The sequence below is a fragment of the Microbulbifer maximicatervae (SeqCode) genome (assembly GCF_052468295.1).
The window spans coordinates 1,159,866-1,184,187 of sequence record NZ_CP174340.1; the positions used below are offsets into that span (position 1 = coordinate 1,159,866).

The 24,322-nt window shown below is 48.0% G+C and carries 23 protein-coding genes; 21 read left to right on the top strand and 2 right to left on the bottom strand.

What is annotated here, in order from left to right:
- The first annotated feature begins 201 nt into the window (after positions 1 to 201).
- The 14 genes from ACJJIQ_RS05530 to ACJJIQ_RS05595 all read left to right on the top strand — a co-directional run bounded on the left by ACJJIQ_RS05530 (position 202) and on the right by ACJJIQ_RS05595 (position 12,894).
- On the top strand, positions 202 to 1,587 hold the full coding sequence (locus ACJJIQ_RS05530; protein WP_413665874.1) for a glyceraldehyde-3-phosphate dehydrogenase: 1,386 nt from the start codon (positions 202 to 204) through the stop codon (positions 1,585 to 1,587).
- A 374-nt stretch (positions 1,588 to 1,961) separates the two neighbouring features.
- A complete protein-coding gene (locus ACJJIQ_RS05535) occupies positions 1,962 to 3,302 on the top strand; it encodes a Na(+)-translocating NADH-quinone reductase subunit A (RefSeq protein ID WP_282932329.1) in 1,341 nt (446 codons plus the stop codon).
- A 2-nt stretch (positions 3,303 to 3,304) separates the two neighbouring features.
- Positions 3,305 to 4,516 carry an NADH:ubiquinone reductase (Na(+)-transporting) subunit B gene (locus ACJJIQ_RS05540; RefSeq protein WP_108733655.1) on the top strand — a complete coding sequence of 404 codons (1,212 nt, stop codon included), beginning with the start codon at positions 3,305 to 3,307 and terminating at the stop codon, positions 4,514 to 4,516.
- Complete coding sequence (locus tag ACJJIQ_RS05545; protein ID WP_282932330.1) at positions 4,509 to 5,291, top strand: Na(+)-translocating NADH-quinone reductase subunit C; 783 nt, start codon at positions 4,509 to 4,511, stop codon at positions 5,289 to 5,291. Before ACJJIQ_RS05540 ends, ACJJIQ_RS05545 begins: the two co-directional genes overlap by 8 nt.
- Positions 5,292 to 5,293: 2 nt before the next feature.
- Positions 5,294 to 5,950 (top strand): NADH:ubiquinone reductase (Na(+)-transporting) subunit D, encoded by a 657-nt coding sequence (locus ACJJIQ_RS05550; protein WP_282932331.1) that lies wholly within the window; start codon positions 5,294 to 5,296, stop codon positions 5,948 to 5,950.
- 3 nt (positions 5,951 to 5,953) lie between these two features.
- Positions 5,954 to 6,562 carry an NADH:ubiquinone reductase (Na(+)-transporting) subunit E gene (gene nqrE / locus ACJJIQ_RS05555; protein ID WP_020413086.1) on the top strand — a complete coding sequence of 203 codons (609 nt, stop codon included), beginning with the start codon at positions 5,954 to 5,956 and terminating at the stop codon, positions 6,560 to 6,562.
- A gap of 17 nt (positions 6,563 to 6,579) precedes the next feature.
- Positions 6,580 to 7,803: an NADH:ubiquinone reductase (Na(+)-transporting) subunit F gene (gene nqrF / locus ACJJIQ_RS05560; RefSeq protein WP_108733652.1), complete on the top strand. Its 1,224-nt coding sequence runs from the start codon at positions 6,580 to 6,582 to the stop codon at positions 7,801 to 7,803.
- Positions 7,804 to 7,817: 14 nt separating this feature from the next.
- Positions 7,818 to 8,879 (top strand): FAD:protein FMN transferase, encoded by a 1,062-nt coding sequence (locus tag ACJJIQ_RS05565; RefSeq protein ID WP_445363959.1) that lies wholly within the window; start codon positions 7,818 to 7,820, stop codon positions 8,877 to 8,879.
- A complete protein-coding gene (gene nqrM / locus ACJJIQ_RS05570) occupies positions 8,876 to 9,118 on the top strand; it encodes a (Na+)-NQR maturation NqrM (RefSeq protein WP_444893507.1) in 243 nt (80 codons plus the stop codon). The genes ACJJIQ_RS05565 and nqrM overlap by 4 nt, the downstream gene beginning before the upstream one ends.
- A gap of 147 nt (positions 9,119 to 9,265) precedes the next feature.
- A complete protein-coding gene (sthA, locus tag ACJJIQ_RS05575) occupies positions 9,266 to 10,663 on the top strand; it encodes a Si-specific NAD(P)(+) transhydrogenase (RefSeq protein WP_108733649.1) in 1,398 nt (465 codons plus the stop codon).
- Positions 10,660 to 11,124, top strand: coding sequence for a thioesterase family protein (locus tag ACJJIQ_RS05580; protein ID WP_282932335.1), 465 nt, complete (start codon positions 10,660 to 10,662; stop codon positions 11,122 to 11,124). Before sthA ends, ACJJIQ_RS05580 begins: the two co-directional genes overlap by 4 nt.
- 97 nt (positions 11,125 to 11,221) lie before the next feature.
- Entirely contained in the window at positions 11,222 to 11,419 is a 198-nt protein-coding gene (locus tag ACJJIQ_RS05585) for an acyltransferase family protein (protein WP_445363960.1), read from the top strand.
- A gap of 73 nt (positions 11,420 to 11,492) precedes the next feature.
- Positions 11,493 to 12,434, top strand: coding sequence for an IS1595 family transposase (locus tag ACJJIQ_RS05590; RefSeq protein WP_445362153.1), 942 nt, complete (start codon positions 11,493 to 11,495; stop codon positions 12,432 to 12,434).
- 40 nt (positions 12,435 to 12,474) lie between these two features.
- Positions 12,475 to 12,894, top strand: a complete 420-nt coding sequence (locus tag ACJJIQ_RS05595) for an acyltransferase family protein (protein ID WP_445363961.1) — start codon at positions 12,475 to 12,477, stop codon at positions 12,892 to 12,894.
- Between the two features lie 139 nt (positions 12,895 to 13,033).
- Here ACJJIQ_RS05595 and ACJJIQ_RS05600 read toward each other — a convergent pair whose 3' ends face one another.
- Positions 13,034 to 13,984, bottom strand: a complete 951-nt coding sequence (locus tag ACJJIQ_RS05600; RefSeq protein WP_445363962.1) for an IS5 family transposase — start codon at positions 13,982 to 13,984, stop codon at positions 13,034 to 13,036.
- Positions 13,985 to 14,116: 132 nt separating this feature from the next.
- On the opposite strand from ACJJIQ_RS05600, the gene ACJJIQ_RS05605 reads away from it, so the two are divergent.
- The 5 genes from ACJJIQ_RS05605 (at position 14,117) to ACJJIQ_RS05625 (ending at position 21,324) form a co-directional block, all read left to right on the top strand.
- A complete protein-coding gene (locus ACJJIQ_RS05605) occupies positions 14,117 to 15,394 on the top strand; it encodes an acyltransferase family protein (RefSeq protein ID WP_445363963.1) in 1,278 nt (425 codons plus the stop codon).
- Positions 15,395 to 15,778: 384 nt separating this feature from the next.
- Positions 15,779 to 16,720 (top strand): IS1595 family transposase, encoded by a 942-nt coding sequence (locus tag ACJJIQ_RS05610; RefSeq protein ID WP_445362153.1) that lies wholly within the window; start codon positions 15,779 to 15,781, stop codon positions 16,718 to 16,720.
- A gap of 686 nt (positions 16,721 to 17,406) precedes the next feature.
- Positions 17,407 to 17,646 (top strand): hypothetical protein, encoded by a 240-nt coding sequence (locus tag ACJJIQ_RS05615; RefSeq protein ID WP_445363964.1) that lies wholly within the window; start codon positions 17,407 to 17,409, stop codon positions 17,644 to 17,646.
- Positions 17,647 to 18,410: 764 nt separating this feature from the next.
- Complete coding sequence (locus tag ACJJIQ_RS05620; RefSeq protein ID WP_445363965.1) at positions 18,411 to 19,112, top strand: YopT-type cysteine protease domain-containing protein; 702 nt, start codon at positions 18,411 to 18,413, stop codon at positions 19,110 to 19,112.
- Between the two features lie 628 nt (positions 19,113 to 19,740).
- Positions 19,741 to 21,324: a bifunctional AfsR/SARP family transcriptional regulator/alpha/beta hydrolase gene (locus ACJJIQ_RS05625; RefSeq protein ID WP_445363966.1), complete on the top strand. Its 1,584-nt coding sequence runs from the start codon at positions 19,741 to 19,743 to the stop codon at positions 21,322 to 21,324.
- Between the two features lie 97 nt (positions 21,325 to 21,421).
- Here the strand turns inward: ACJJIQ_RS05625 and ACJJIQ_RS05630 are convergent, their stop codons facing one another.
- Positions 21,422 to 21,757 carry a hypothetical protein gene (locus ACJJIQ_RS05630; protein WP_413662424.1) on the bottom strand — a complete coding sequence of 112 codons (336 nt, stop codon included), beginning with the start codon at positions 21,755 to 21,757 and terminating at the stop codon, positions 21,422 to 21,424.
- 1,049 nt (positions 21,758 to 22,806) lie between these two features.
- Between ACJJIQ_RS05630 and ACJJIQ_RS05635 the strand changes: the two genes are divergently transcribed.
- Both ACJJIQ_RS05635 and ACJJIQ_RS05640 read left to right on the top strand, forming a co-directional pair.
- A complete protein-coding gene (locus tag ACJJIQ_RS05635) occupies positions 22,807 to 23,760 on the top strand; it encodes a helix-turn-helix transcriptional regulator (protein ID WP_445363967.1) in 954 nt (317 codons plus the stop codon).
- A gap of 104 nt (positions 23,761 to 23,864) precedes the next feature.
- Positions 23,865 to 24,314 carry a GyrI-like domain-containing protein gene (locus tag ACJJIQ_RS05640; RefSeq protein WP_413662422.1) on the top strand — a complete coding sequence of 150 codons (450 nt, stop codon included), beginning with the start codon at positions 23,865 to 23,867 and terminating at the stop codon, positions 24,312 to 24,314.
- Positions 24,315 to 24,322 lie beyond the last annotated feature (8 nt).

The following is a 24,322-nucleotide window of genomic DNA, read 5'->3' on the forward strand; positions in this document are numbered from 1 at the left end:
CATTTTTTTGGCTCTTTTTTGCTCAGTTGCGCAGTGTAAAGCGAACACTATAATGCGCAGCCATGCGGTCCTGAGTGGTTTCAAGGCCGTATTTCTTGCCTACTAAATACATTGCAGAGGTGTCCGATAGTGACTCAGAAGCGACCGAAGCCCGCGGACTTTTTCAAGGACTGGAAACAGCGTGAAGCACTGGCTGAATCCATGATTCCGATGATTGGAAAGCTCAACCGTGAGAGCAACGTCGGTATTTATATGTACGGCCGCAACCTGGTTAATCGCTCAGTGCTGAGCATTATGAAAGCGCACCGTTTCGTGCGTCAGGTTGAGGAAAATGAACTCTCCGAGTTTGAAACCTTCCCTGTATTGGAAGCCATCTGCAAGATGGAGCTGGGTCCCGTACATATCGACCTGGGAACCATGACCAACAAGTACATGCGCGACGATCGCGGCTTGTCTGTGGACGAGTTTGTACGTGAAGAGCTGTCCGACGCAGCGGGTGCCGGCAAGCCTCTGCCCGAATCCAAAGATGTTGTGATCTACGGTTTTGGTCGTATCGGCCGTCTGGTTGCCCGCCTGCTGATCGACAAGGCTGGTAGTGGTGATGTTCTGCGTCTGCGCGCTATCGTATTGCGCAAGGGCAAGGCCCCCAACGATTTGGTGAAGCGCGCTTCTCTGCTGCGTCGCGACTCCGTACATGGCGCCTTCCAGGGCACTATCCGTGTGGACGAGGAGACCAACTCCCTGATCTGTAACGGTAACGAAATCAAGATCATCTACGCCAACTCCCCTCAGGAAGTGGATTACACCCAGCACGGTATCGACGATGCGATTATCGTTGACAGCACCGGTGTATGGCGTGATGAAGAAGGTCTGAGCCAGCACCTGCAGAGCCCAGGCGCTTCCAAGGTGCTGCTGACTGCACCGGGCAAGGGCGATATCAAGAATATCGTTTACGGTATCAACAGCAGCGACATCAAGCCGGAAGACAAGGTACTGTCCGCCGCTTCCTGTACCACTAACGCCATCGTGCCTGTCCTGAAAGCGATGATGGATGGCTACGGCGTTGAGCACGGCCACGTAGAAACCGTACACGCCTACACCAACGACCAGAACCTGATCGACAACTACCACAAAGGTGAGCGTCGCGGTCGCGCAGCAGCGCTGAATATGGTTCTGACTGAAACCGGTGCTGCCAAGGCGGTTGCCAAAGCGCTGCCCGAGCTGAAAGGTAAGCTCACCGGCAACGCGATTCGCGTACCGACTCCTAATGTTTCCATGGCGATCCTTAACCTGAACCTGGGTAAAGAGACCACCAAGGAAGAGTTGAACGAATACATGCGCGATGTGGCACTGCACTCGCCGCTGCGTCAGCAGATCGATTTCACCAACTCCCCGGAAGTGGTGTCCAGCGATTTTGTTGGCTCCCGCGTTGCCTGCGTATTCGATTCCACTGCGACTATCGTGGATGGCAAGAACGCTGTGCTTTACTGCTGGTACGACAACGAGTTCGGCTATAGCTGTCAGGTAGTTCGCTGCCTGGAAGATATGGCTGGTGTTCGTTACAAGTTGTTCCCGCAGGAGGACTAAGGCGTCACGCCTCCTCGCCGCAGTCGGTACCCAGATCCGACTGCGGGGTTTCGGCGACTGTTCCAGTCGCCGCACCATATCTCCCCAAATCCCTGTTTTTTCAACAGAAATTTCCAATCTTAGTGCCACTTAAAGACTTTCCAGACTGGTAATGACTCTGGCCCATCTTTATAATGCGCGCGATTTTGCGGGGCGGCCGTGCGCCGAGAAGTTAGCGCGCACATCCTTTTTAGTTAGCTTCCTTCCTCCCGGTTCACGGGTGATACGGCATAAGCCCTCGCAGCACGGAATTCCACAATAGGACCCGTCATCCCAGGCATGGGACGGTGGGTCCTATTGCAATTTTTTTAAACTAGAAACTTAGGCATAGGCGTATGAGAAAGATCCGTCGGGGATTGGACTTACCCATATCCGGCGCGCCCGAGCAGGTCATTCAAAAAGGACCTGCGATCAAGACCGTTGCTGTTCTCGGCCCCGATTATCACGGGATGAAGCCGACAATGGCAGTGGCTGTAGGGGATCGCGTCAATCTTGGTCAGCTGTTGTTTAGCGACAAAAAAACTGAAGGCGTGCGCTACACAGCGCCTGCTGCCGGTCGTGTTGTTGCGATTAACCGTGGCGCTCGTCGTGTTCTGCAATCCGTCGTGATTGGCATAGACGGCGATGCAGCGGAACAGTTCCAAAGCTACAGCGCAGATAAACTGTCTGGTCTGACTCGCGAACAGGTCGTTGAAAACCTGGTTGAGTCCGGCATGTGGACCGCACTGCGCACCCGCCCGTTCAGCCGCGTTCCCGCCCTGGACGCTGAGCCGGTAGCTGTGTTTATCAATGCGATGGACACCAACCCTCTGGCAGCCAATCCAGAAGTAGTGATTGCTGAGAATCCCAAAGCCTTCTCCCAGGGCGTTGAGATTCTTTCCAAACTGGCAGAAACCACTTACGTCTGTACTGCTCCAGATACGGATATTCCAGTACCGAACGCAGCGAATATTCGCCGCGAAACCTTTGCCGGCCCCCATCCGGCAGGTCTGTCCGGTACCCACATCCACTACCTGAAGCCAGTTTCTGGCAACCGCAGTGTATTTACCATTAATTACCAGGATGTGATCGCTGTAGGCAAACTGTTTACCACCGGTAAGCTGTTTACCGATCGTGTCGTTTCCCTGGCAGGCCCTCAGGTCAAGCAGCCGCGTCTGCTGCGCACCCGCCTCGGTGCCAGTCTGGAAACCCTGACTTCTGATGAGCTGAAAGGCGATAACGATCGCATCATCTCCGGCTCTGTATTCGGTGGCCGCACCGCTGCTGGCCCGATGGCTTACCTGGGTCGCTACCACAACCAGATTTCTGTACTGGAAGAGGGCGATGAGCGTCCGTTCCTGCACTATCTGCGTGCTGGTAATAAGCGTTTCTCTGTATTCCCGATTTATCTGTCGCGCCTGGTGAAGAACAAGCTGTTTAACTTCACCACCAGCACCAACGGTTCTGAGCGTGCCATGGTACCGGTCGGTAGTTATGAGAAAGTCATGCCGCTGGATGTACTGCCCACTCAGTTGCTGCGCTCCCTGATCGTTGGCGATACTGCAATGGCGCAGAAGCTGGGCGCACTGGAGCTGGACGAAGAAGATCTGGCGTTGTGCACCTTTGTGTGTCCGGGCAAGTACGAGTACGGCCCCATTTTGCGGGACAACCTGACCCGTATTGAGAAGGAGGGGTAAGTATGTTGCGTAAATTCCTCGATTCGATCGAACCCAAGTTTCACAAAGGCGGTAAGTTCGAAAAGTTCTACGCCCTGTTTGAAGCGATTGACACCGGTCTGTTCCAGCCGGCAGACAAGACCAAAACCACTGCTCACGTGCGCGACGGTATCGACCTGAAGCGTATTATGATCACCGTTTGGGCTTGTGCCATGATCCCGGCGTTCTACGGTATGTGGAATATCGGTTTCCAGTCCAACACTATTCTGGAAGGTATGACCAACCCGGATCTGTCCGGCTGGCGTCACGCCATTATCGGTGCTCTGACTTCCTACAACCCAGCTAGCCTGTGGGACAACTTTGTCTACGGGGCTATGTACTTCCTGCCTATTTATGCGGTCACTTTTATTGTGGGCGGTATCTGGGAAGTCCTGTTTGCTGCGGTGCGCGGTCACGAAGTCAACGAAGGCTTCTTTGTAACCTCCATCCTGTTCGCATTGACCTGTCCGCCGGATCTGCCTCTGTGGATGGTGGCTATGGGCATCAGCTTCGGTGTGGTTATCGGTAAGGAAGTATTCGGTGGTACCGGCAAGAACTTCCTCAACCCGGCTCTTACCGGCCGTGCCTTCGTATTCTTTGCCTATCCGGCAGCAATGTCTGGAGATGCGGTTTGGACTGCGGTTGACGGTTATACCGGTGCTACTGCGCTGTCTGTTATGGCCAGCGAAGGTATCCAGAACGGTATCGTCAATGCTGCTGTTGGCCAGGTAACCTGGTTCGACGCTTTCTTCGGTCAGATCCATGGTTCCATTGGTGAAACTTCTACCCTGGCTATCCTGATTGCCGGCGTAATCCTGATGGGCATGAAGATTGCCAGCTGGCGCATCGTAGCCGGCACTCTGCTGGGCATGATGGCCACCTCTTTCATGTTTAACATGATTGGTTCCGAGACCAACCCGATGTTCCAGGTTCCCTGGTACTGGCACCTGGTAGTGGGCGGTTTTGCCTTCGGTCTGATCTTTATGACTACGGACCCTGTATCCGCTGCAATGACCAACACCGGTCGCTGGTGGTACGGCATCCTGATCGGGGTGATGGTTGTCCTGATTCGTGTGGTGAACCCGGCCTTCCCGGAAGGCATGATGCTGGCGATTCTGTTCGCCAACTTGTTCGCTCCGCTGTTTGACCACTTTGTGGTGCAGTCCAATATCAAACGGAGGTTGGCACGTGGCTAATAAAGATTCCGTAACCGGTACTCTGATTGTCGCGCTGGTAATGTGCCTGGTGTGCTCCGTAGTGGTATCCACCGCTGCGGTAATGCTGAAGCCTGCCCAGCAGGCGAATGCCGAGCTGGACATGAAGCGCAACGTACTGATGGCTGGCGGCCTGTTGAAAGACTCTCACGCTGATAAAGCGGAAGTCGAAAAGGCCTTCGCCGACGTAAAAATCAAATACGTCGACCTGAATACCGGTAAGTTTACCGATCAGGCTCCGGCTGGTGGCAGCGGTCGCGCTGCTGCCAAGATCCCGTCTGATAGTGAAAAACTGCCGGCTGACGAGGACACTGCCAAAATTATCCGCCGGGAAAATACCAAAGAGGTATACCTGGTAGAGAAAGACGGCAAGCTGGACAAGATCATTCTGCCGATTCGCGGTTATGGCCTGTGGGGCACCCTGTACGGCTTCCTCGCTCTGGAGAGCAACCTCGACACCGTAGCGGGCCTCGGCTTCTACGAGCACAAGGAAACTCCGGGACTGGGTGGTGAAGTTGACAACCCCAACTGGAAAGCCCAGTGGATTGGTAAGAAAGTCTTCAACAACCAGGGCGACGTGGATATCGCAGTGATCAAGGGTCAGGTTAACCCCAACAGCCCAGACGCGATTCACGAAGTTGATGGCCTGTCTGGCGCAACTCTGACCAGTAAGGGCGTTAGCAACCTGGTGAACTTCTGGTTGGGTAACCAGGGTTATGGTCCCTTCCTGAAAAACCTGAAAGCAGGGGAGGCATAAGCATGAAAATTAAAGATACTCTGCTAGAGCCGATTTTTAACAACAACCCGATCGCGCTGCAGATCCTGGGTATCTGTTCTGCACTGGCTGTTACCAGCTCGCTGCAGGTTACCCTGGTAATGTGTATCGCACTGACCTCGGTTGTGGCCTGTTCCAACGTTGCGGTATCCCTGATCCGCAAACAGATCCCGAACAGCATCCGTATCATTGTACAGATGACCGTGATTGCCTCTTTGGTAATCCTGGTAGACCAGCTGATCAAGGCCCTGGCTTACGACATCTCCAAGCAGCTGTCTGTATTCGTTGGTCTGATCATTACCAACTGTATCGTAATGGGCCGTGCGGAAGCCTTCGCTATGAAGAACCCGCCGCTGCCCAGCTTCTTCGACGGTCTTGGTAACGGTCTGGGATACAGTGTGATCCTGATCGGTCTCGCGGTGGTTCGTGAACTCTTCGGCGCCGGCAAACTGTTCGGTGTAGATATCCTGACTACCGTGAGCAACGGCGGTTGGTATATCCCCAACGGCCTGCTGCTGTTGCCGCCGAGTGCATTCTTCCTGATCGGCCTGTTCATCTGGGCAATCCGTGCCTGGAAACCGGCACAGGTGGAAGAAGATGAGTTCAAGATTGCGCCTAATTCCCAAGCGCAGGAGGCCTAATCCGTGGAACATTATATTTCTTTGATTATCCGCGCCGTTTTCGTTGAAAACATGGCGCTGGCCTTCTTCCTCGGTATGTGTACCTTCCTGGCGGTATCGAAGAAGATCGAGGCCGCTATTGGCCTGGGTGTTGCGGTTATCGTGGTGCTGACTCTGACAGTACCAGTGAACAACCTGATCTACACCTACCTGCTGAAAGACGGTGCACTGGCCTGGGCCGGTTACCCCGACGTGGACCTGAGCTTCCTCGGCCTGTTGTCCTACATCGGCGTAATTGCGGCACTGGTACAGATCCTGGAGATGTTCCTGGATAAATATGTACCAGCTCTCTACAACGCGCTGGGTGTGTTCCTGCCGCTGATTACCGTGAACTGCGCCATCATGGGTGCTTCTCTGTTCATGGTTGAGCGCGAGTACGCGTTTGGCGAGAGTGTTGCCTACGGCTTCGGTGCCGGCCTCGGCTGGGCACTGGCGATTACCGCTCTGGCCGGTATTCGTGAAAAGCTGAAGTACAGTGACGTTCCGGATGGCCTGAAAGGTCTGGGTATCACCTTCGTAACTGTTGGTCTGATGTCCCTGGGCTTCATGTCCTTCGGCGGCATCGATATCTAAGCGGGGAAAACAATAGAATGAGTATTGAAATTATCCTCGGCGTAGCGATGTTTACCGTCATCGTATTGGCGCTGGTAGCGGTGATCCTTGCGGCCCGCTCGCGCCTGGTAAATACCGGCAACGTCAACATCCTGGTTAACGGTGAGAAGACTCTCACCGTACCGGCCGGCGGCAAGTTGCTGCAAACCCTGGCTGCCAACAACCTGTTCCTGGCCTCCGCCTGTGGCGGCGGCGGCAGCTGTGCGCAGTGTATCTGTAAGGTGAATTCCGGTGGTGGCGATATGCTGCCGACTGAAGCGGCTCACTTTACCCCGCGCGATGCAAAAGAAGGCAAGCGTCTTTCCTGTCAGGTTGCGGTTAAGCAAGACATGGAAATCGAAGTGCCGGAAGAGGTGTTTGGTGTTAAGCAGTGGGAGTGCACTGTGGAATCCAACCCGAACGTGGCCACCTTTATTAAAGAGCTGACCCTGCGTCTGCCCGAAGGTGAAAACGTTGACTTCCGCGCTGGTGGTTACGTACAGCTGGAAGCTCCGGCTCACCATGTCAAGTTTGCTGACTTCGATGTCGAAGAGCAGTACCGTGGCGACTGGGAGCACTTTGGCTTCTTCAAGCTGGAGTCCAAAGTGACCGAGCCTGTGGTTCGCGCTTACTCCATGGCTAACTACCCGGAAGAGAAAGGTGTTGTTAAGTTCAACATCCGTATCGCGACTCCGCCGCCCCGCACTGAGGGCATTCCGCCGGGTCAGATGTCTTCCTACGTATTCAGCCTGAAGGCAGGTGACAAGATTAAGGTGTACGGTCCCTTTGGTGAGTTCTTCGCCAAGGAAACTGACAACGAGATGGTATTTATCGGTGGTGGTGCCGGTATGGCGCCAATGCGTTCACACATCTTTGATCAGCTCAAGCGCCTGAACTCCACCCGTAAGATCAGCTTCTGGTACGGCGCGCGCTCCCTGCGCGAGATGTTCTACGAAGATGACTACAACGGTCTGGCTTCCGAGTTCGATAACTTCCAGTGGCATGTGGCTCTGTCCGATCCTCAGCCGGAAGACAACTGGACCGGTTACACAGGATTCATCCACAACGTGGTATATGAAAACTACCTGAAGGACCACCCGGCTCCGGAAGATTGTGAGTACTACATGTGTGGGCCGCCCATGATGAACGCAGCAGTCATCAATATGCTCAAGGACTTGGGTGTAGAAGATGAAAATATCCTGCTGGATGACTTCGGCGGATAATTGGAGGGCTTAGCTTGCTAAAAGCAATCACAGGCCCGACAAACTCAAAAACAGGGCCCGTCTTTACGGCCCTGTTTTTGCTTTGGGCGGCTGTAATTTTATCGGCTTGTGCTCCTTCGCCGGAGTCCTGGCAGTTGGCTGGCCGCACCATGGGAACCAGCTATCACATCACCGTCGTTCAGGTGCCCTTTGGGCTGGAGCAGGGTGAGTTGCAGCAGTTGATCGACGATGAGTTGCAGCAGGTCAACCAGGAGATGTCGACCTATATCGACGACTCTGAGTTAATGCGCTTTAACCAAAGCCCGGTAGGGCAGGCGATCCCGGTGAGCCAACACTTGGCAGATGTACTGGAAATGTCCCTGGATATTTATCGCCGCAGTGAAGGCGCTTTCGAGGTGACGGTCGGCCCTCTGGTCAACTTGTGGGGTTTTGGTCCCCAGCCCGAACCGGAGCATATCCCCTCAGATAAAGACATTGCCGATCTGCTAACCGTCGTCGGTTCCGATGCGTTAACCCTGACCCGTAAGCCAGACACTGTTATCAAGAGCCGCCCCGTTGAGGTGGATCTTTCAGCGATTGCCAAGGGCCATGGAGTTGATCGGGTTGCGGAGCTATTGGAAGACCTGGGTATTCGAAACTACTTGGTCGAAATTGGCGGTGAACTGCGAACTAAGGGTGTGAATCCAAAGGGTAAGACCTGGGTAATTGGCATTGAAGTACCCAGCACGGCAGGGCAGATGGTGCAGGAGCCAATCGCGGTGAGTGGGAAGGCAGTAGCTACGAGTGGAGACTACCGCAACTACTACGAAAGGGATGGTGTTCGTTACTCCCATAGCATTGACCCACGCTCCGGGCGGTCCATTAAGCACAAATTGGCATCGGTAACCGTTATTGCCGACACCTGTGCAGAAGCCGATGGTCTGGCTACCGCGATCAATGTCCTCGGTGCTGATGCCGGCATGGCGTTGGCAGAAAGAGATAATCTAGCCGTCTTTATGGTGGTGAAAACTGATTCAGGTTTCGAAGAGCGTTCTAGCTCTGGCTTTAAACCTTATGTAGAGAGGTCTGAGAAGTGACAATTTTCATATTTGCCTTTGTGGCCATGTTGCTCGTTGTTGCCGGTATGGCGATCGGGGCCATGGTTCAGAACAAACCGTTAAAGGGAACTTGTGGCGGGCTCAACAATATCGGCATGAAGCAGGATTGCACAGTCTGCGGTGGCGATGACGATGAGTGTGAAAAGGAACAGGAGAGGCAAAGACAGCAGCAGATGACTGCCAAAGATCTCGCTTACGACGCATCTAAACGCAAGTAAGCTTTCCCTCTCCAACAAGCCCGTGATCAACGGGCTTGTTGTTTTATGTCATTGGCACAAGTGGTGTCGATAACCGTATATTTAGTATTGAGTAAATGGCGTTAGCGCGTTGTGGACTCCGTTTGGAAAATAGAATTAGAGCATTTAATGGCAGAGCAAAAGTTTGACCTGGTAGTAATTGGTTCTGGCCCGGCTGGAGAGGCCGCCGCAATGAGCGCAGCAAAAAAGGGCATGCGCGTTGCGGTTATTGAAAAGCGCCAAGTGGTTGGTGGTAATTGTACTCACAAAGGTACCATTCCCTCCAAGGCGCTGCGCCACTCTGTCAAACAGTTGATGCGTTATAACACCCAGAGCGTTTTTCGCGCATTGGGTGAACCCCGCCGCCTTACTTTCCCCCAGGTAATGCAGACGGTGAATAAAGTCATTTCCTATCAGGTGGAAATGCACACTTCATTTTATGCCCGCAACCGGGTTGAGCTGATCGTCGGCGAAGCCAAGTTCCGCGATGAACATACTGTCGAGGTGCTCATGCCCGATGGTGCGGCGGAAACTATTACCGCGAAGAAATTTATTATTGCTACTGGCTCACGCCCTTATCGCCCCGCCGATGTAGACTTTGATCACGAACGAGTCTACGACAGCGATATGATCCTGGACATGCAGCACACCCCTCACTCCATCATGATCTATGGTGCTGGTGTTATCGGCTGTGAATACGCGTCTATCTTTGCTGGCCTCGGCGTTAAAGTGGATTTGATTAATACCCGAAACAGCCTGCTGGAATTTCTCGATGATGAGATTTCTGATGCGCTGAGCTATCACCTGCGCGATATGGGCGTGACTGTTCGCCACCAGGAGGAGTATGCGCGGGTACTGCCCAATGAGCAGGGTGTAATTATGGAGATGCAGTCCGGCAAACGTATTCATGCGGATGCACTGCTCTGGTGTAATGGCCGTACTGGCAACACCAGCTCCCTCGGCCTGGAGAATGTCGGCCTGGAAGCGAACCATCGCGGACAATTGAGCGTTGACGATCACTACTGTACCGAAATTGAAAATATTTTTGCGGTAGGTGATGTGATTGGCTGGCCCAGCCTTGCCAGTGCCTCTTATGACCAGGGACGTGCGGTTGCAGCAGCGATTGCGGGCCGTGGCCATCGAGTAATTGAAGATGCGCCTACCGGGATTTATACCCTTCCAGAGATTTCCTCTGTGGGTAAAACCGAATCAGAGCTCACCGCAGCTAAAGTACCCTACGAAGTGGGCCGTGCACTGTTCAAGCATACTGCGCGGGCGCAGATTTCTGGTGAGCGCGTAGGCATGCTCAAGATTTTGTTCCATATCGAGACTCACGAAATCCTGGGCATTCACTGCTTTGGGGCAGAGGCTGCTGAGATTGTGCATATTGGCCAGGCCATTATGAAACAGCCAGCACCGAATAATTCAATCGATTATTTCGTTAATACCACCTTTAACTACCCCACCATGGCAGAGGCATATCGCAGTGCTGCACTGGATGGGCTCAACCGGGTTGCCCGCCTATGACAGAACCCTCACCCAGTGAGTTTCAGGCGTTGGTAAAGGAATTTTTTGAGCAGATTCCTTTTAATCAACAAATTGGACTTGAGATGCGCGACCTGGACCTGGAGGCGCTCACACTTTCCGCAGGCTTTGAACTGAACCCACAGTTGATCGGCAATGTGTGGAAGAACATCCTGCACGGTGGCGTAATTGCCACCGCCCTGGATACAGTTGGTGGTTTGACCGCAATGGTCGCCGCCTACCAGCATCTGGGAGATGTGCACTGGAAAGAAAAAGTGGATCGCCTATTAAAGCTGGGTACGGTCGACATGCGTGTAGACTACCTAAAGCCGGGCAGGGGAGAACACTTTCTCTGCCATGGCTCAATTCTGCGCACCGGTAACAAGCTGGTTGTAACGAGAATGGAGTTGATTAACGACACGGATGAATTGATTGCTACCGGTACGGCAACTTACCTGTATTGATAGAAATTTAGTAGACTCAACCTGTTATTTAAATGATAAATCACCTTGAGTACGTATCTGAAAAAAGTACGTTTGGTTAAGTGTTTTAGGGATATTCGTGGAAAAATTAGAGTATAGGTATGACGTGCAGGCTCTTCGAGCTATGTCTGTATTGTTTGTTATTATATTTCATGCCAGCTCAACCTTGCTTCCTGGTGGGTTTTTGGGTGTAGATATATTTTTCACCATTTCAGGCTTTGTAATATTTCGGTTGATGAAGTATGAGCTTGAGGGGGGAGGGTTTAACTTTACCTAATTACCACTCTTGCTAAGTTATGCGTAACTGTATATAAATACAGCTATCTCGTTGATCTGCAAGGGAATACGCCATGGCTCGCAACAAGGTACAGTTTCAGAAGGGTATTAGTTTGACCCAATTCCTCAAAATGTACGGCAGCGAGGAACAGTGCTTCGATGCACTGTCGCAGTGGCGTTGGCCCAATGGCTTTAGTTGTCCTCACTGCGGGCATGACAAGCATTGCGACCTCGCTTATCGCAAGCTTAAGCAATGTAACCATTGTCGGCGTCAGACATCGATTACCTCTCGTACAATTTTTGACTCCACGAAGCTCCCCCTCACCACCTGGTTTCTCGGTATTTTCCTGATTACTCAGGATAAGAAGGGCATTTCCTCTATGGAGCTATCTCGACATCTAGGTATCTCTTACAACGCAGCATGGCGTATGAAGCAGAAACTCATGCAAGTGATGATGGAGCGAGACCAACGATACAAACTGTCCGGTTTTATTGAACTAGATGATGCCTATCTCGGTGGTGAGCGTACTGGATGCAAGCCCGGGCGCGGAGCCAAGGGTAAAACTCCCTTTGTGGCGGCCGTTGAAACAACCAAGGAGGGACGCCCAACCCGTATTAAGCTCTCAATTATCAAGGGCTTCAAAAGCAGTGAAATTTCAACCTGGAGTAAAAAGTACCTTTGCAGTGGCAGCACAGTCATCTCAGATGGTCTTCCATGCTTCAATGCCATTAAGGAGGCCGGTTGTGTACATGACAAAATTGTTTGTGGTGGTGGCCGAGCTTCTGTTGAAGAGCCTGAGTTCTATTGGGTAAATACAGTACTTGGTAATTTAAAGAGTGCGCTACGTAGCACTTACCATGCTATTAGGCCGAAATATGCACAGCGCTATTTGGCAGAATTTCAATATCGCTTTAATCGGAGGTTTGATTTGTCGGCACTCATTCCAAGATTGATTTACGTCTCTCTTCGGACACCACCGATGCCAGAAAGGTTGCTAAAAATTGGCTTAGCATAAGTGGTAATTAGGTAACTTTAAAGACTTTTATAAGAGAAGGGTGGTAAGGCTTTTCCCAGCACTATTTTCTACAATCGCAGCTACAGTAATTTTATCAGGTTTCCTTCTGCCTGGCGAACTTTTGACCAGCCTTTTAGAGTCAGCAGTTGCTTCAGTTTTCTCGCTCGCAAATATTTTCTTTTATTTTGATAGTGGGTATTTCTCTGGAGACTCTTATGACAAACCACTACTTCATCTTTGGAGTTTAGGTGTTGAGGAACAATTCTACTTGATTTTTCCTTTGCTAGCTTTTTTTCTGGTGTTTATAAGGCGATTTTGGGCAATTTTATTACTTTTAGCAATGATTGCTGGCGGTGCGTGGTGTAGTCAGTACTTTATTGGTCGTGACCCAGATGCGGCATTTTATTTAATGCCTTTGCGAATGTTCCAATTTCTTCTTGGCGCGTTAGGGAACCTCTGATCAATGAATTATTTTTCTAGAATTAAGCTGAATTATTTAAAAAATTCACTTTTCTACGAAAAAACGCTTAATTTTCACGTAATAGCTCCCTAATTTTTTACCTAAAATCCCCGGTAGGGGGATTTCAGACGCACCACCCCTAGGTGGCCAAGTATTTTCTCCCTATTAGTAAGTTAGTAAAGCCTGCTAGCAAGCACAGCCGCTCAGTATTCTTTAACAGTCCCCGATAGCGGACCTTGCTATAACCAAATACCCGTTTAATGTAGCGAAAGGGGTGCTCAACCTTCGCTCTTATCTGCGCCTTGATCTTTTCCGCTTTACGGAGTGCATTACGCCCAGGAAGAGTTTTCAGCTTGCTCGGCTTCATTGCTATGTACCAATCCACCTCCCGCTCTTTCAACTCTTCACGCTTCTCCGCACCAATGTATCCGGAGTCACCCCAGACTCTTCCTTCCTCCCCGTGGAGGACCCGCTCTGTGGCTGTGACATCATGCGAATTCGCTGCTGTTGTATCTACGCTGTGTATTACTCCGAGCACATCATCAACCCCGATATGCATCTTCATTCCAAAGTGCCACTGATTGCCTTTCTTTGTTTGATGCATTTCTGGATCACGCTCTTTCTTTTTATTCTTAGTTGAAGTTGGCGCAGAGATAATAGTGGCATCTACAATGGTGCCTTCACGCAGTGCCATGCCATTCTCAGCAAGATGTTTATTGATTTCCTCGAATAGAACCTTACTCAGATGATTCGCCTCTAATAAGTGACGGAAGTTAAGGATCGTCGTTTCGTCGGGAATTGGACCAACTAAAGTCAATCCGGCGAAATTGCGCATAGACTCAATTTCATAGAGTGCATCTTCCATGGCTGGATCACTGAGATTGTAAAACAACTGCATACAATGAATGCGCAGCATGACGCTCAAAAGATATGGCTGTCGGCCACGCTTACCTTGTGGATAATAAGGTTCAATTCGAGCCTCTAGCCGTAGCCATGGAATGAGAGTATCCATCTGAGAAAGAAACTTCTCTCGGCGAGTTATGCGGCGTTTTAGATTGTATTCTGCTTCGGCAAAGGTGACTTGGTGCATGATCTAACGTAGTCTTGACGGATAAATGAATACTACCAAATTAGCCTGGAATTATTCAGAGGTTCCTTAGTTATATTTATACCGTCGATTCAGTTGGGGAGAGGGAGAGCGCTGTTTGTATGGCTGTTGCTCATGGCTTTAATTGTTGCATATTGCACAGTCTTAGGTGTCGATAGTGGCGGCTTTCCGGGAGTTAAAGCTTTAGGTTTATCTATTCTTGTTGCTCTTACTTTGTATGTTGGTCATGAGATACAAGAGTCGTCATTTGTTAGATGGCCTGGAGTACAGTTGTTTGGAAATGCTTCATATTCTCTTTACTTAGCTCATTGGCCTGTGGCGGTTCTGTTCAGTTATCAATTTGCTGGTGAATCAGAGTCCTTATTATCCTTGCTAATAATTTGCTTTGGTTTGTTGTTTGGTTTTGTATTATATTACCTCGTAGAAAAGCCGTTTAGAAAGTATGATTTTGGCACGGCTCTAACTTCTCCAGCTCTGTCATGTATGTTGATTTTGTTGTGTGCATTTGGCTTTCATTCAAGAGGCGAAATCAATGCTTTGGATGATGGTAAATCTAGTGGTGTGGTTTCAGAAGTAGGAGCTTTAAATGAACTTATTATAGGTTCATTGATGTTGGTTGGTGATAGCCATGCAGGAGCGCTTTCACCTTACTTAAAAAGTAAAATGCGGGTTGTTTCAGAGTATAGCCGCTATACCTTTCCAGGGTGCCTTCCAATTAAAAGTGTCTTCAAAGTTTACACGCACAAGTCTGCGGTTAAAGATAACCGGACCGAAAAATGTGCTGAACTTCAAGGGAAGAGGAGTAGGGCGATTCAGCTGTCTCGTCCAGATTTGGTTTTGTTGGCAGGTAGGTGGGAGCTTGTTTTTACCGATAACACTAAGGGGTACCCACAGCCATGGCATGAGCAGCGTTGGCAAGACTGGATTGTTGAAGAGCTTCCTGCAAGGGGGAGTTTTTCAAAGGAGAGGAATCTTGTGTTGCTAGAGCTTGGTGTTGAAAATATGCTGGCTGAACTTAAGGATGTAGATGTAATTTTGGTTGGGCAAGTCCCGCTCCATTTGAAGAGTGCGATTCGTTGTGCTAGAAGAATGATTAATGGAAGTAATAAAAGTGATCGAGAAATTAATGCGGTTTGCGGTGCGAGTAGCTCTACGAAAGCAAAAGACAACTATAAGACTTTGGATAGTATGTTTCAGCGTATTGTGGCCCGAAAAGAGAATGTTACTTATATAAACCCAGTAGAGCAGTTATGTGACCAATCTAGCTGTAAAATAGTTAGTGATAAAAGACTTCTTTATAAGGATGATAATCATCTTTCAGTGTGGGGTAGCAAGCTGTTGCTTCAGGAAGTGATACCTCTGGTCGGGGGCGAGACTGATAAGTTTAGATAAGTCTGACGCGCCACTCTTGATATAATGAGCTTCACTTGTGATTTTGGATGATCTTTTCGGTCGCAAGTGAAGTTGAAGGTGGCTCCCCTAATCAAGGTGGGTAAGATCCTAAAGGCCCATATAATGTTTACAATATTTGGAAGTGCTTTTTTGATGCAAAGAAATAGCTTCTAGTGATAACTAGGATGCCCTTCGAGAAAATTCTCGGTGAATACCTAGCAATGGTTGCATTTGCAAATGCGTTTGGCGGTGCTGTTATAAATAAATTTAACACGGCACCACTCTAAATACATATCTAAAATTATACCTAATTACCACTCTTGCTAAGTTATGCGTAACTGTATATAAATACAGCTATCTCGTTGATCTGCAAGGGAATACGCCATGGCTCGCAACAAGGTACAGTTTCAGAAGGGTATTAGTTTGACCCAATTCCTCAAAATGTACGGCAGCGAGGAACAGTGCTTCGATGCACTGTCGCAGTGGCGTTGGCCCAATGGCTTTAGTTGTCCTCACTGCGGGCATGACAAGCATTGCGACCTCGCTTATCGCAAGCTTAAGCAATGTAACCATTGTCGGCGTCAGACATCGATTACCTCTCGTACAATTTTTGACTCCACGAAGCTCCCCCTCACCACCTGGTTTCTCGGTATTTTCCTGATTACTCAGGATAAGAAGGGCATTTCCTCTATGGAGCTATCTCGACATCTAGGTATCTCTTACAACGCAGCATGGCGTATGAAGCAGAAACTCATGCAAGTGATGATGGAGCGAGACCAACGATACAAACTGTCCGGTTTTATTGAACTAGATGATGCCTATCTCGGTGGTGAGCGTACTGGATGCAAGCCCGGGCGCGGAGCCAAGGGTAAAACTCCCTTTGTGGCGGCCGTTGAAACAACCAAGGAGGGACGCCCAACCCGTATTAAGCTCTCAATTATCAAGGGCTTCAAAAGCAGTGAAATTTCAACCTGGAGTAAAAAGTACCTTTGCAGTGGCAGCACAGTCATCTCAGATGGTCTTCCATGCTTCAATGCCATTAAGGAGGCCGGTTGTGTACATGACAAAATTGTTTGTGGTGGTGGCCGAGCTTCTGTTGAAGAGCCTGAGTTCTATTGGGTAAATACAGTACTTGGTAATTTAAAGAGTGCGCTACGTAGCACTTACCATGCTATTAGGCCGAAATATGCACAGCGCTATTTGGCAGAATTTCAATATCGCTTTAATCGGAGGTTTGATTTGTCGGCACTCATTCCAAGATTGATTTACGTCTCTCTTCGGACACCACCGATGCCAGAAAGGTTGCTAAAAATTGGCTTAGCATAAGTGGTAATTAGGAAATTATATGTCCTCTCTGGTGGTCTATCTCTTCCGGATACCACGCTAAGATGGTAAAACTACTAAGTGAGGTGAGGTATGACAACGAAAGGTACACGTCGAAATTCAAAGAAGATACCGTAGTCTTAGTCTTTGATCAGGGGTTTTCAGAGATTAAGGTAGTAGGGGCTGTAGGAACCACTGCCACTAGCCAGAGTCGCTAGATAATAGAATTGAAGTAAGAAGATGGTGGTGTGAGATTAGGGGCTGGTGAATGAGTTGAATTAGGCTAGCTGCAACGTTAGGTAAAGAAGTTGCGTATGGAGAGAGAAATCCTTTAAAAGCCCCGCGCCTTCTTTGTGAAAGAAATGAAGTAAAGTGCAGTCCATGAATAATTAGCAGGACAGCGTCCCTGTTAGAGGGGGCTACTGGGTGATACAGGCAAATAAGAGTAGCTATTACAATTGGCGTTGCTGGAATGATAGTTCAATAGATGCTCAAGTATGGCAAATATGCTAAGGTTTAAAGATATTATTTACGGATCTCGACAGAGTCTAAGAAATCGTTAATTAATAAATCTTTTACGTAAAGAAGGATTTAAATTGAGTGCTATCGAGCCCGTAAGCTCATGAAAGAACTAGGCTTGGAAATAAAGGGTAAGAAGTGTTTGCTCTTGCTGGAGCCCCAAGGTATCGATGTTTTATCTCGCGGCCTTTCCGCAGTTTATCTCAGTTGGCAGCTCTAGTTACTATGAGGCTTTCCTGCTGGTCTCACTTCATGCATCAATAATATTCCTGTGGTATCTGGCACTTGCGACTATGTTGTCAAAGTGGAAAGTGGCTTCCATTGGAGGGAATATGCAAAGAAGGGTTCAGCGTTTTAGTGGTGACCTATTGATTGGTTTTGGCAGTTTAGTGGTTCGCCAGGATACTTAAGATTCTCTCGTGTAACTGATGTTGTTTCCAGGGCTTCCAGTATTTATTCCTTCCGCCCTAGGTTAAGACTTCCCCTGGCGGGTATCGAACACAACAATAGCAATATCCCTCCGAGACAAAAAAGAGCCTCGATGTAGTGGCTCTTTAGCCTTTTTGATCCAAGTTCATTGATTCTTTCGTCTGATCGTTTGTTTATGTCTCTTTTGGGTCCGTTATGCGGTGTAGCGAAAGATACTGATTGCTGCCTGTTTACCGAGGGCAATTAAGTCAATGTGTTGATTTAAAATTAACTGGGTGTTTAGTTAAATTGCTGTACTGATAAATATATTTAAAACCAGTCTCTATTTAGTAAGCCGAAATACCTTGTTGCCTGTAGTGAATTTTAAATAACAGTAATTATTTTGTGGTTGTTTTGCCTGATGGCGACATTGATCGTTTGTCGTGGACTTGTGGTCTATAAAAATATAGCATGTTGAAAACGTTATATTTTCGACCATTCAAACTAATATAGTCATTGCTAAGCTGCGTTTTAATTTTAAGGTTCCCTTAAGGGTGGGTGATACCTCAGTATTTTGTTTGTCACTTTCTTGTGATGAGTTGATCGGTTGAGGTGCAGTCTTTGAATTTTTGTCGTGGTTTTTAAAGGAAATGTTCGGGTGATATTTTTTCTAATAATAATTAATCACTAAATTTGCACATTGTTTGCATAAAGCCCGGATAGTATAAATAAAGCCGAATATTCGGTTGTGATGTGAGGATGAAAAATGCCAAGTTTAATGAATAGTGATGCAAGTGCGTCCAATTACGGCGGGCAGTTAACCTGGAAGTTCAGTCAGGGAAGCTATTCAAAAATCACCAAAAAGCATCCACATACCAAGGGTGGGATTTGTGAGGCTTTGTCAGTTAGTTGGATCAGTAAAGCCCTTCAGTCGGGGCTTCAGGATGCTTTAACTACCGGTGGCAGTATTGATGATACGAAGGTAGCTGTGGTTGCCCAGCGATTTGCCTCTATGTATCGGTTTAAGTTTGCAAATGGAAATGAAGGTAGGCCTAGCACATCGTTTGAGATGATTAAGGAAACCAAGCAATATTTGGAGTCTCAGGGATTTCGCAATATTGGTCAGGCGGGCAGTGGTATTGCGTTGAAAAAGCAAAACCCTTCTTTAGAAGATCAGTTTTCTGCGTCTTTTGATGCTCTTGAATCCAAAGATTGCTTCAAACAGCAGTCCAACACTATCCATTGTATGTTGAGAACAGCAGGTAACGGATGGGGACATGCGATGGCATTTCGTATTGAGCCATCTTCTGATAAAGCAAGCTACTTTTTCGACCCCAATAAAGGTGAGTTTAAGTTTCTAAAATATACACAATTTAGAAAGTGGTATGAGCATTATCACAGTGACTCTAAATTGTATAGGACTTCAAGGGCTTTGGGGTTTGATATCTTTGTGCATAGCGACAGATAAGTTGAGGCTTATGGATTAGCGCTTGCGCATTTGAGGAGCGCTTTAGGTGGTTGGGTAGGGTGTCCACTGGTTGTAAACCTAGAGGAGCCGCTCTCCCTTCTACTTTAGGTTCATACAGTTTTTATTGTTGATTTTCCGTTTTTCGAGCGTGCCTTAGCATAAACTTTGAAGGGCCTTTGTGAGCCAAAACTCTGGCTACTCGCCTAAATTATAAGTCTCGCGCTGACATAGTTTTTGAGTTTGTAAAAATAGGTTTTCAGCTCACTTTCAATATGTTCACTTGGTCTTTCAATACTCTTCTCTACTTTTTACAATTGCCGATGATATGTTCGCTTGGCTCTACTCTTGGCGTTCTCAGTATCTCTTGCTAAGGCTATCGGATTAGACCAATTCTTCGATTTCAGCCTAGCCCTTCAAAGAAACCTTGTACGCTTTTAGGGGTAGGGATAAGCCTCACGGCGGCGTTTATACTGTCATTGCCAAGCGACTTGGAATAAGCGGTTTTGACAGAGGGTTTCACATCTTTCGCGAGCGGTGTTTGCAGCTAACAATTATCCTTGAGAAAATCACTGGCGCCTTTCTCTGAGAACTGCTAGTACCTTATATTTCAGGGGTTAATAACTTATCAATGGGAATCTCAATCCAAATGCTGGGCGACCTGCTGGTCTCCCGAGATGGCAGCCCAGTTAATCTACCACCCTCAAGAAAAACTCGAGCACTTTTGGCTTTCTTACTGTTGGCTGCGAGACCTCACCGGAGAGATCGCTTATGTGAGATATTTTGGGAGCTGCCCGACGATCCGCGTGCCTCCCTGCGCTGGTCTTTGAGTAAAATTCGATCCATTGTCAACGACCCAGAAATAGAGCGCCTCATTGCTGATAGAGAGCGTGTCAGCTTGGATACGGAAGGCATTTGTATTGATGTTGCCGAAATAGCACTTAAGCTTGATTCCCCCGGCGTTCTGACAGCAGAGCTGGAAGATATCCATCGACAGCTGCAGGAGCCTTTCCTGGATGGGATCGATCTTCCCGATCAAGAACTATTTCAACGGTGGTTGCTGTCTGAACGACAAGAGATTGTTCAATTGCAAGGGAGGGTACTGTCCCGCTTGTCCTCTCACCCGGGTGTTCCTATACCGGACCAGTTAACTTGGGCCCGCAGCTGGGTGGCATTGGAGCCCTATAACCCAAACGCTGCAACGCAGTTACTGCATTTGTTGAGCTCATTGGGATTGAGTAGTGAAGTGGAGTTCGAACGGGCAAGGCTTGCTGACCGATTCCGCAAAGCAGGCATTACATGGTCGCCCTGCAGGCTTGGTGAGTCGGTAGTTCAGAAATCCGGTGATGATTTAGCTACGGGGCGTAAACTGCTAACTCAACAGAAGGTTGAGTTTTGTACGGCCAGCGATGGTGTGCGTATTGCCTATGCCAAGATGGGAGAGGGGCTTCCAATAGTTAAAGCCGCAAACTGGTTGAGTCATTTAGAGCATGACTGGGACTCTCCGATATGGAGTCCATTGTTTCGGGAGCTTTCTGTCGACCACCAGTTTATTCGTTACGATGAGCGTGGGAATGGCCTGTCGGATTGGGAAGTTGAAAATATCTCTTTTGAGTCGTTTGTTACAGACCTTGAGACAGTCGTCGATGCCTGTGAAGTTGATAACTTTACTTTGCTAGGTATATCGCAAGGAGCGGCAGTATCTATTGAATATGCAGTAAGGCATCCAGAGCGTGTTAGGCAGCTGATTTTGTTTGGGGGTTATCACGCAGGTTGGCGAATAGGTGCCAGTGAGGCCACGATAAAAGAGCGCGAAGCAGTAATGACCCTGACAGCGACGGGCTGGGGACAGGATAATCCTGCTTATCGGCAGATTTTTTCCACAACATTTATGCCAAGCGCGAATGCCAGCGAATTAGAGTGGTTTAATGAGTTTCAGCGGCTGACTACTTCGCCGGAAAATGCTGTCCGCTTCCTATCGGTTTTTGGCAGTATTGATGTGCGGGACAAGCTCAAAGAGATTAATGTGCCCACTTTGGTGATCCATTCACTAGGGGACCAGCGTATTCCTGTTCAGACGGGCTGTGAAATTGCTTCTGCTATACCTGGCGCTCGATTTGTTGGTCTCAATAGCGACGGTCACTTACTCCTGGGGCGTGAGCCTGCCTCCAATGTATTTGTGGAGGAAGTTCGTCAATTTATATCAAAGCATTAATCGCCGATAGTGTGACCTATAAAAATAATATGAGGGGGCGGTTCTGCAGTGCAGCCACCCTGCTCAAAAACCAACAACTAAAGCTCTTAAGGGTTGGCTATAGGTAAACAGCCAGTTCTTTAGCTGAAAGATAGCGAATAGATGCTTCTGGAAATTTTCGAATGATATCGAGGGCGGCAGAGCGGGCATCGGCCTCATCGGCATATATATTGGGGAGCTTAACATTGGAGGTTGTTCTACCAGATATATAGCGCATTACCACGATATATCGCCCTTTCCATTTGCCCCAAAAAACGTCATTAGGAGCGTTGTTGACTGAGGACTTTTCAGGGGCTGCTTCTTTCTCTTCCTGGGGCTTAAGCTCCAACTCCGCTTCTTGCTCCCACATAAGTTGGGCAAGCCGATTTAATTCTTTAGAGTAACTAGTTGACATAAATCTCAAAGGCTTAAGAGTTTATTGGTTTAGGGTGTTTTGCTGATTACTAATACTGGCAAATTAAAGAGTTAACAGAAAAGATCTTAATAAATACTAATCTATAATTGAAAAATAGAAGTTAAGTATGGGTATGACCTTATCCGCTTGCATAGTTTATATATAAAACTTCTCTCAATTTATCAATAAATATTCCACTTGGTTCCATGGCACCTATTTGGTACAGAGTCCGTCATGACGAGCCGAGGGATATTGTTAAAAGCTATCTTCTCACATTTTAGAAAAAAATCATACCTGGTACAAATCAAATGTTTATTAAGTTTAAAGATAGTTAAGTTAACAGCTGCATTACCCCCGGCAGTATCTTTGTGATTACCTAGCGGTTTTTGGGTGATTACACCAGAGTGAGGGGCTTAATCAGGCAAATTGTTTGGGTTTTCCATAATTTACAAAGCCAGTAGATGGTTATGGGGCCTGTTTTAGATATCTTTTGCCAAATACCTGAGGTCTCTCATTACCACCGGGCTGCTAGTGAATACTTAGGGTTTTTAAGTCAGTAATTTTCATATGGTGACACTATTTCTAATAGAATAGGCGATGCTTAAACCTCACAATCCCTCACTCTCAGAGACTCCTCTTGTTCCGTTTAAGGTAGTGTAAATAAATGTAAAGGGTGCATTGGGGTGTCTACTTGCTTTGTCGCGCATGAAGAATAATTGAATTTTGGAAGGGCCCGCTAAGTAGTGCAGGATTGTATGTTCCTGTTTATAGGTTAATTTATGAGACCTTCCCCTTATCCTGGCTAATAAAGTTGCCCTTCCTAAAGAGGTTGGCACTTTAGTCCTGCAAATAGTTTCGCTGTATCCGCCTTTCAAATGATTCTTCAAACGCTCAATTCAACGATTGTGGGTTTTAATGGCTGAACTCGAAAGCGGCTTTGTCTCCCCCTTGGTGACCACGCACCCCGTGCACGGATCTCTTGATGAGTGCTCCCTGAGCACAGTGGAAACAAAAGTGTCGTGATTGGAGCTTGGCTTCAGCTGAGTCAGGTGAAGCGTAAAGATACAGAAGAAGTAAATTTAGTGGTGAATTCCATGATTGCCCCTCGCCAAAAGGATTTGGACACTCACATAAGGCAAAATGTCTTATTTGAAAGTCAGTATTTAGGTGACTTGTTTCGGTTTCAAAAGATACTTGTTTCACCAAATGGAAATGTTTCAATTGGGTTTTCTTCAGATTTTAATCTGACAATGGTGATTTCAGGTGTTGCTGATATCAATAGTGATGCTTGCGAATTCCCTATGGCTTCGGGGGAGATCTGGCTATCGGGTGAAATGAGCCATGTTACAGTTGATAATTTGTCTGAGGGAGAAGACCTAATAATCATCTGTGCGAGTATCAGCCCGGTCATGCTGACACGATTTTATGAGCGACACACTCGCGTACTGATTAAAGCAAAGAATGCTCTTGCATCCAGCGTGACAACGCTTCCCAAAAGCGGGCCTTTTGTTTTTCCAGAGTGTGACTTGACACGCTTTACTTTGGACTCACTGAGTGCATTTAGCAAGTTAAATGATGAGAGTTTGAATTATTTAAAGCTGGAAGAATTACTTCTCTTAAAGCTGAAGGGTGCTTGCGGTTGTCGCTTAGCTGACGAGCTGCTTCGGCAGGTTAATCCGGTGAACGAGCGTTTCCGTCGATTTATGGAGGAAAATGCTACTCAGCACTGGTCTGTAGCAAATTATGCTAAACAGATTGGGATGAGTCTCACATCATTCAAAAATAAGTTTGGCCAAGTCTTTAAAGCTGAGTCACCAAAGGCTTGGATTAACGAACGTAGGCTACAACATGCTGATATTCAGTTGAAGACTACCAATAAGCGTTTAGTCGATATAGCTCTGGAGAGCGGATTCTCAAGTCAATCTTATTTTACCCAGCTTTATAAATCGATGTATGGGTACCCCCCTTCAGAGGTAAGGCAGAAATCCGTAAAGTCAGCTTGAAAAGGTACTTGTGATTTCTTGTGACCGTGTGCGCCTGGCGAGTTCCCAGAGAGCTGTTATAGTATTCGGCATTCTACGAATAACTAAATAATTGGTCCACAGAAATGGAAGTTAGAGAATTAGAAGGCCTGGAATTAGTGGGTTTTTATACCCGCACTAAGAACGCCAATGAGTCTGACCCAAAAACAGCAAAGATAACGCCAATGTGGGAGCGCTTCGGCGCAGAGGCTGCCCCCAAATTAAGGGGCAACCCTAAAGTATTTGGTGTTTACTCCAACTACGAATCTGACCATACCGGTTTTTTTGATGTCTATGCATGTTCAGATATGTTGTCGAAGGATATGTCTGAGGATTTCAAGTCGATTCAAATACTGCCAGGCAAATACCTGATGTTTTCCGCCAAAGGGGAAATGCCTCAGGTCGCCATTGATTTGTGGGGCGAGGTTTGGAGTTACTTCGCTGCGGAGGATTGCCCCCATCAGCGAGCTTTCACCACAGATTTTGAGCAGTATGTGGATGGAAACGAGGTTCAGATAGCCATATCCATCAAGTAATTGAATCG

What these genes read in the sequence shown, in the direction of transcription:
- ACJJIQ_RS05530 (WP_413665874.1), top strand. Translation starts at nt 202, where the DNA reads ATGATTCCGATGATTGGAAAGCTCAACCGTGAGAGCAACGTCGGTATT.
- ACJJIQ_RS05535 (WP_282932329.1), top strand. Translation starts at nt 1,962, where the DNA reads ATGAGAAAGATCCGTCGGGGATTGGACTTACCCATATCCGGCGCGCCC.
- ACJJIQ_RS05540 (WP_108733655.1), top strand. Translation starts at nt 3,305, where the DNA reads ATGTTGCGTAAATTCCTCGATTCGATCGAACCCAAGTTTCACAAAGGC.
- ACJJIQ_RS05550 (WP_282932331.1), top strand. Translation starts at nt 5,294, where the DNA reads ATGAAAATTAAAGATACTCTGCTAGAGCCGATTTTTAACAACAACCCG.
- nqrF (WP_108733652.1), top strand. Translation starts at nt 6,580, where the DNA reads ATGAGTATTGAAATTATCCTCGGCGTAGCGATGTTTACCGTCATCGTA.
- sthA (WP_108733649.1), top strand. Translation starts at nt 9,266, where the DNA reads ATGGCAGAGCAAAAGTTTGACCTGGTAGTAATTGGTTCTGGCCCGGCT.
- ACJJIQ_RS05580 (WP_282932335.1), top strand. Translation starts at nt 10,660, where the DNA reads ATGACAGAACCCTCACCCAGTGAGTTTCAGGCGTTGGTAAAGGAATTT.
- ACJJIQ_RS05590 (WP_445362153.1), top strand. Translation starts at nt 11,493, where the DNA reads ATGGCTCGCAACAAGGTACAGTTTCAGAAGGGTATTAGTTTGACCCAA.
- ACJJIQ_RS05600 (WP_445363962.1), bottom strand. Translation starts at nt 13,984, where the DNA reads ATGCACCAAGTCACCTTTGCCGAAGCAGAATACAATCTAAAACGCCGC.
- ACJJIQ_RS05605 (WP_445363963.1), top strand. Translation starts at nt 14,117, where the DNA reads ATGGCTTTAATTGTTGCATATTGCACAGTCTTAGGTGTCGATAGTGGC.
- ACJJIQ_RS05610 (WP_445362153.1), top strand. Translation starts at nt 15,779, where the DNA reads ATGGCTCGCAACAAGGTACAGTTTCAGAAGGGTATTAGTTTGACCCAA.
- ACJJIQ_RS05615 (WP_445363964.1), top strand. Translation starts at nt 17,407, where the DNA reads ATGTTTTATCTCGCGGCCTTTCCGCAGTTTATCTCAGTTGGCAGCTCT.
- ACJJIQ_RS05620 (WP_445363965.1), top strand. Translation starts at nt 18,411, where the DNA reads ATGCCAAGTTTAATGAATAGTGATGCAAGTGCGTCCAATTACGGCGGG.
- ACJJIQ_RS05625 (WP_445363966.1), top strand. Translation starts at nt 19,741, where the DNA reads ATGGGAATCTCAATCCAAATGCTGGGCGACCTGCTGGTCTCCCGAGAT.
- ACJJIQ_RS05630 (WP_413662424.1), bottom strand. Translation starts at nt 21,757, where the DNA reads ATGTCAACTAGTTACTCTAAAGAATTAAATCGGCTTGCCCAACTTATG.
- ACJJIQ_RS05640 (WP_413662422.1), top strand. Translation starts at nt 23,865, where the DNA reads ATGGAAGTTAGAGAATTAGAAGGCCTGGAATTAGTGGGTTTTTATACC.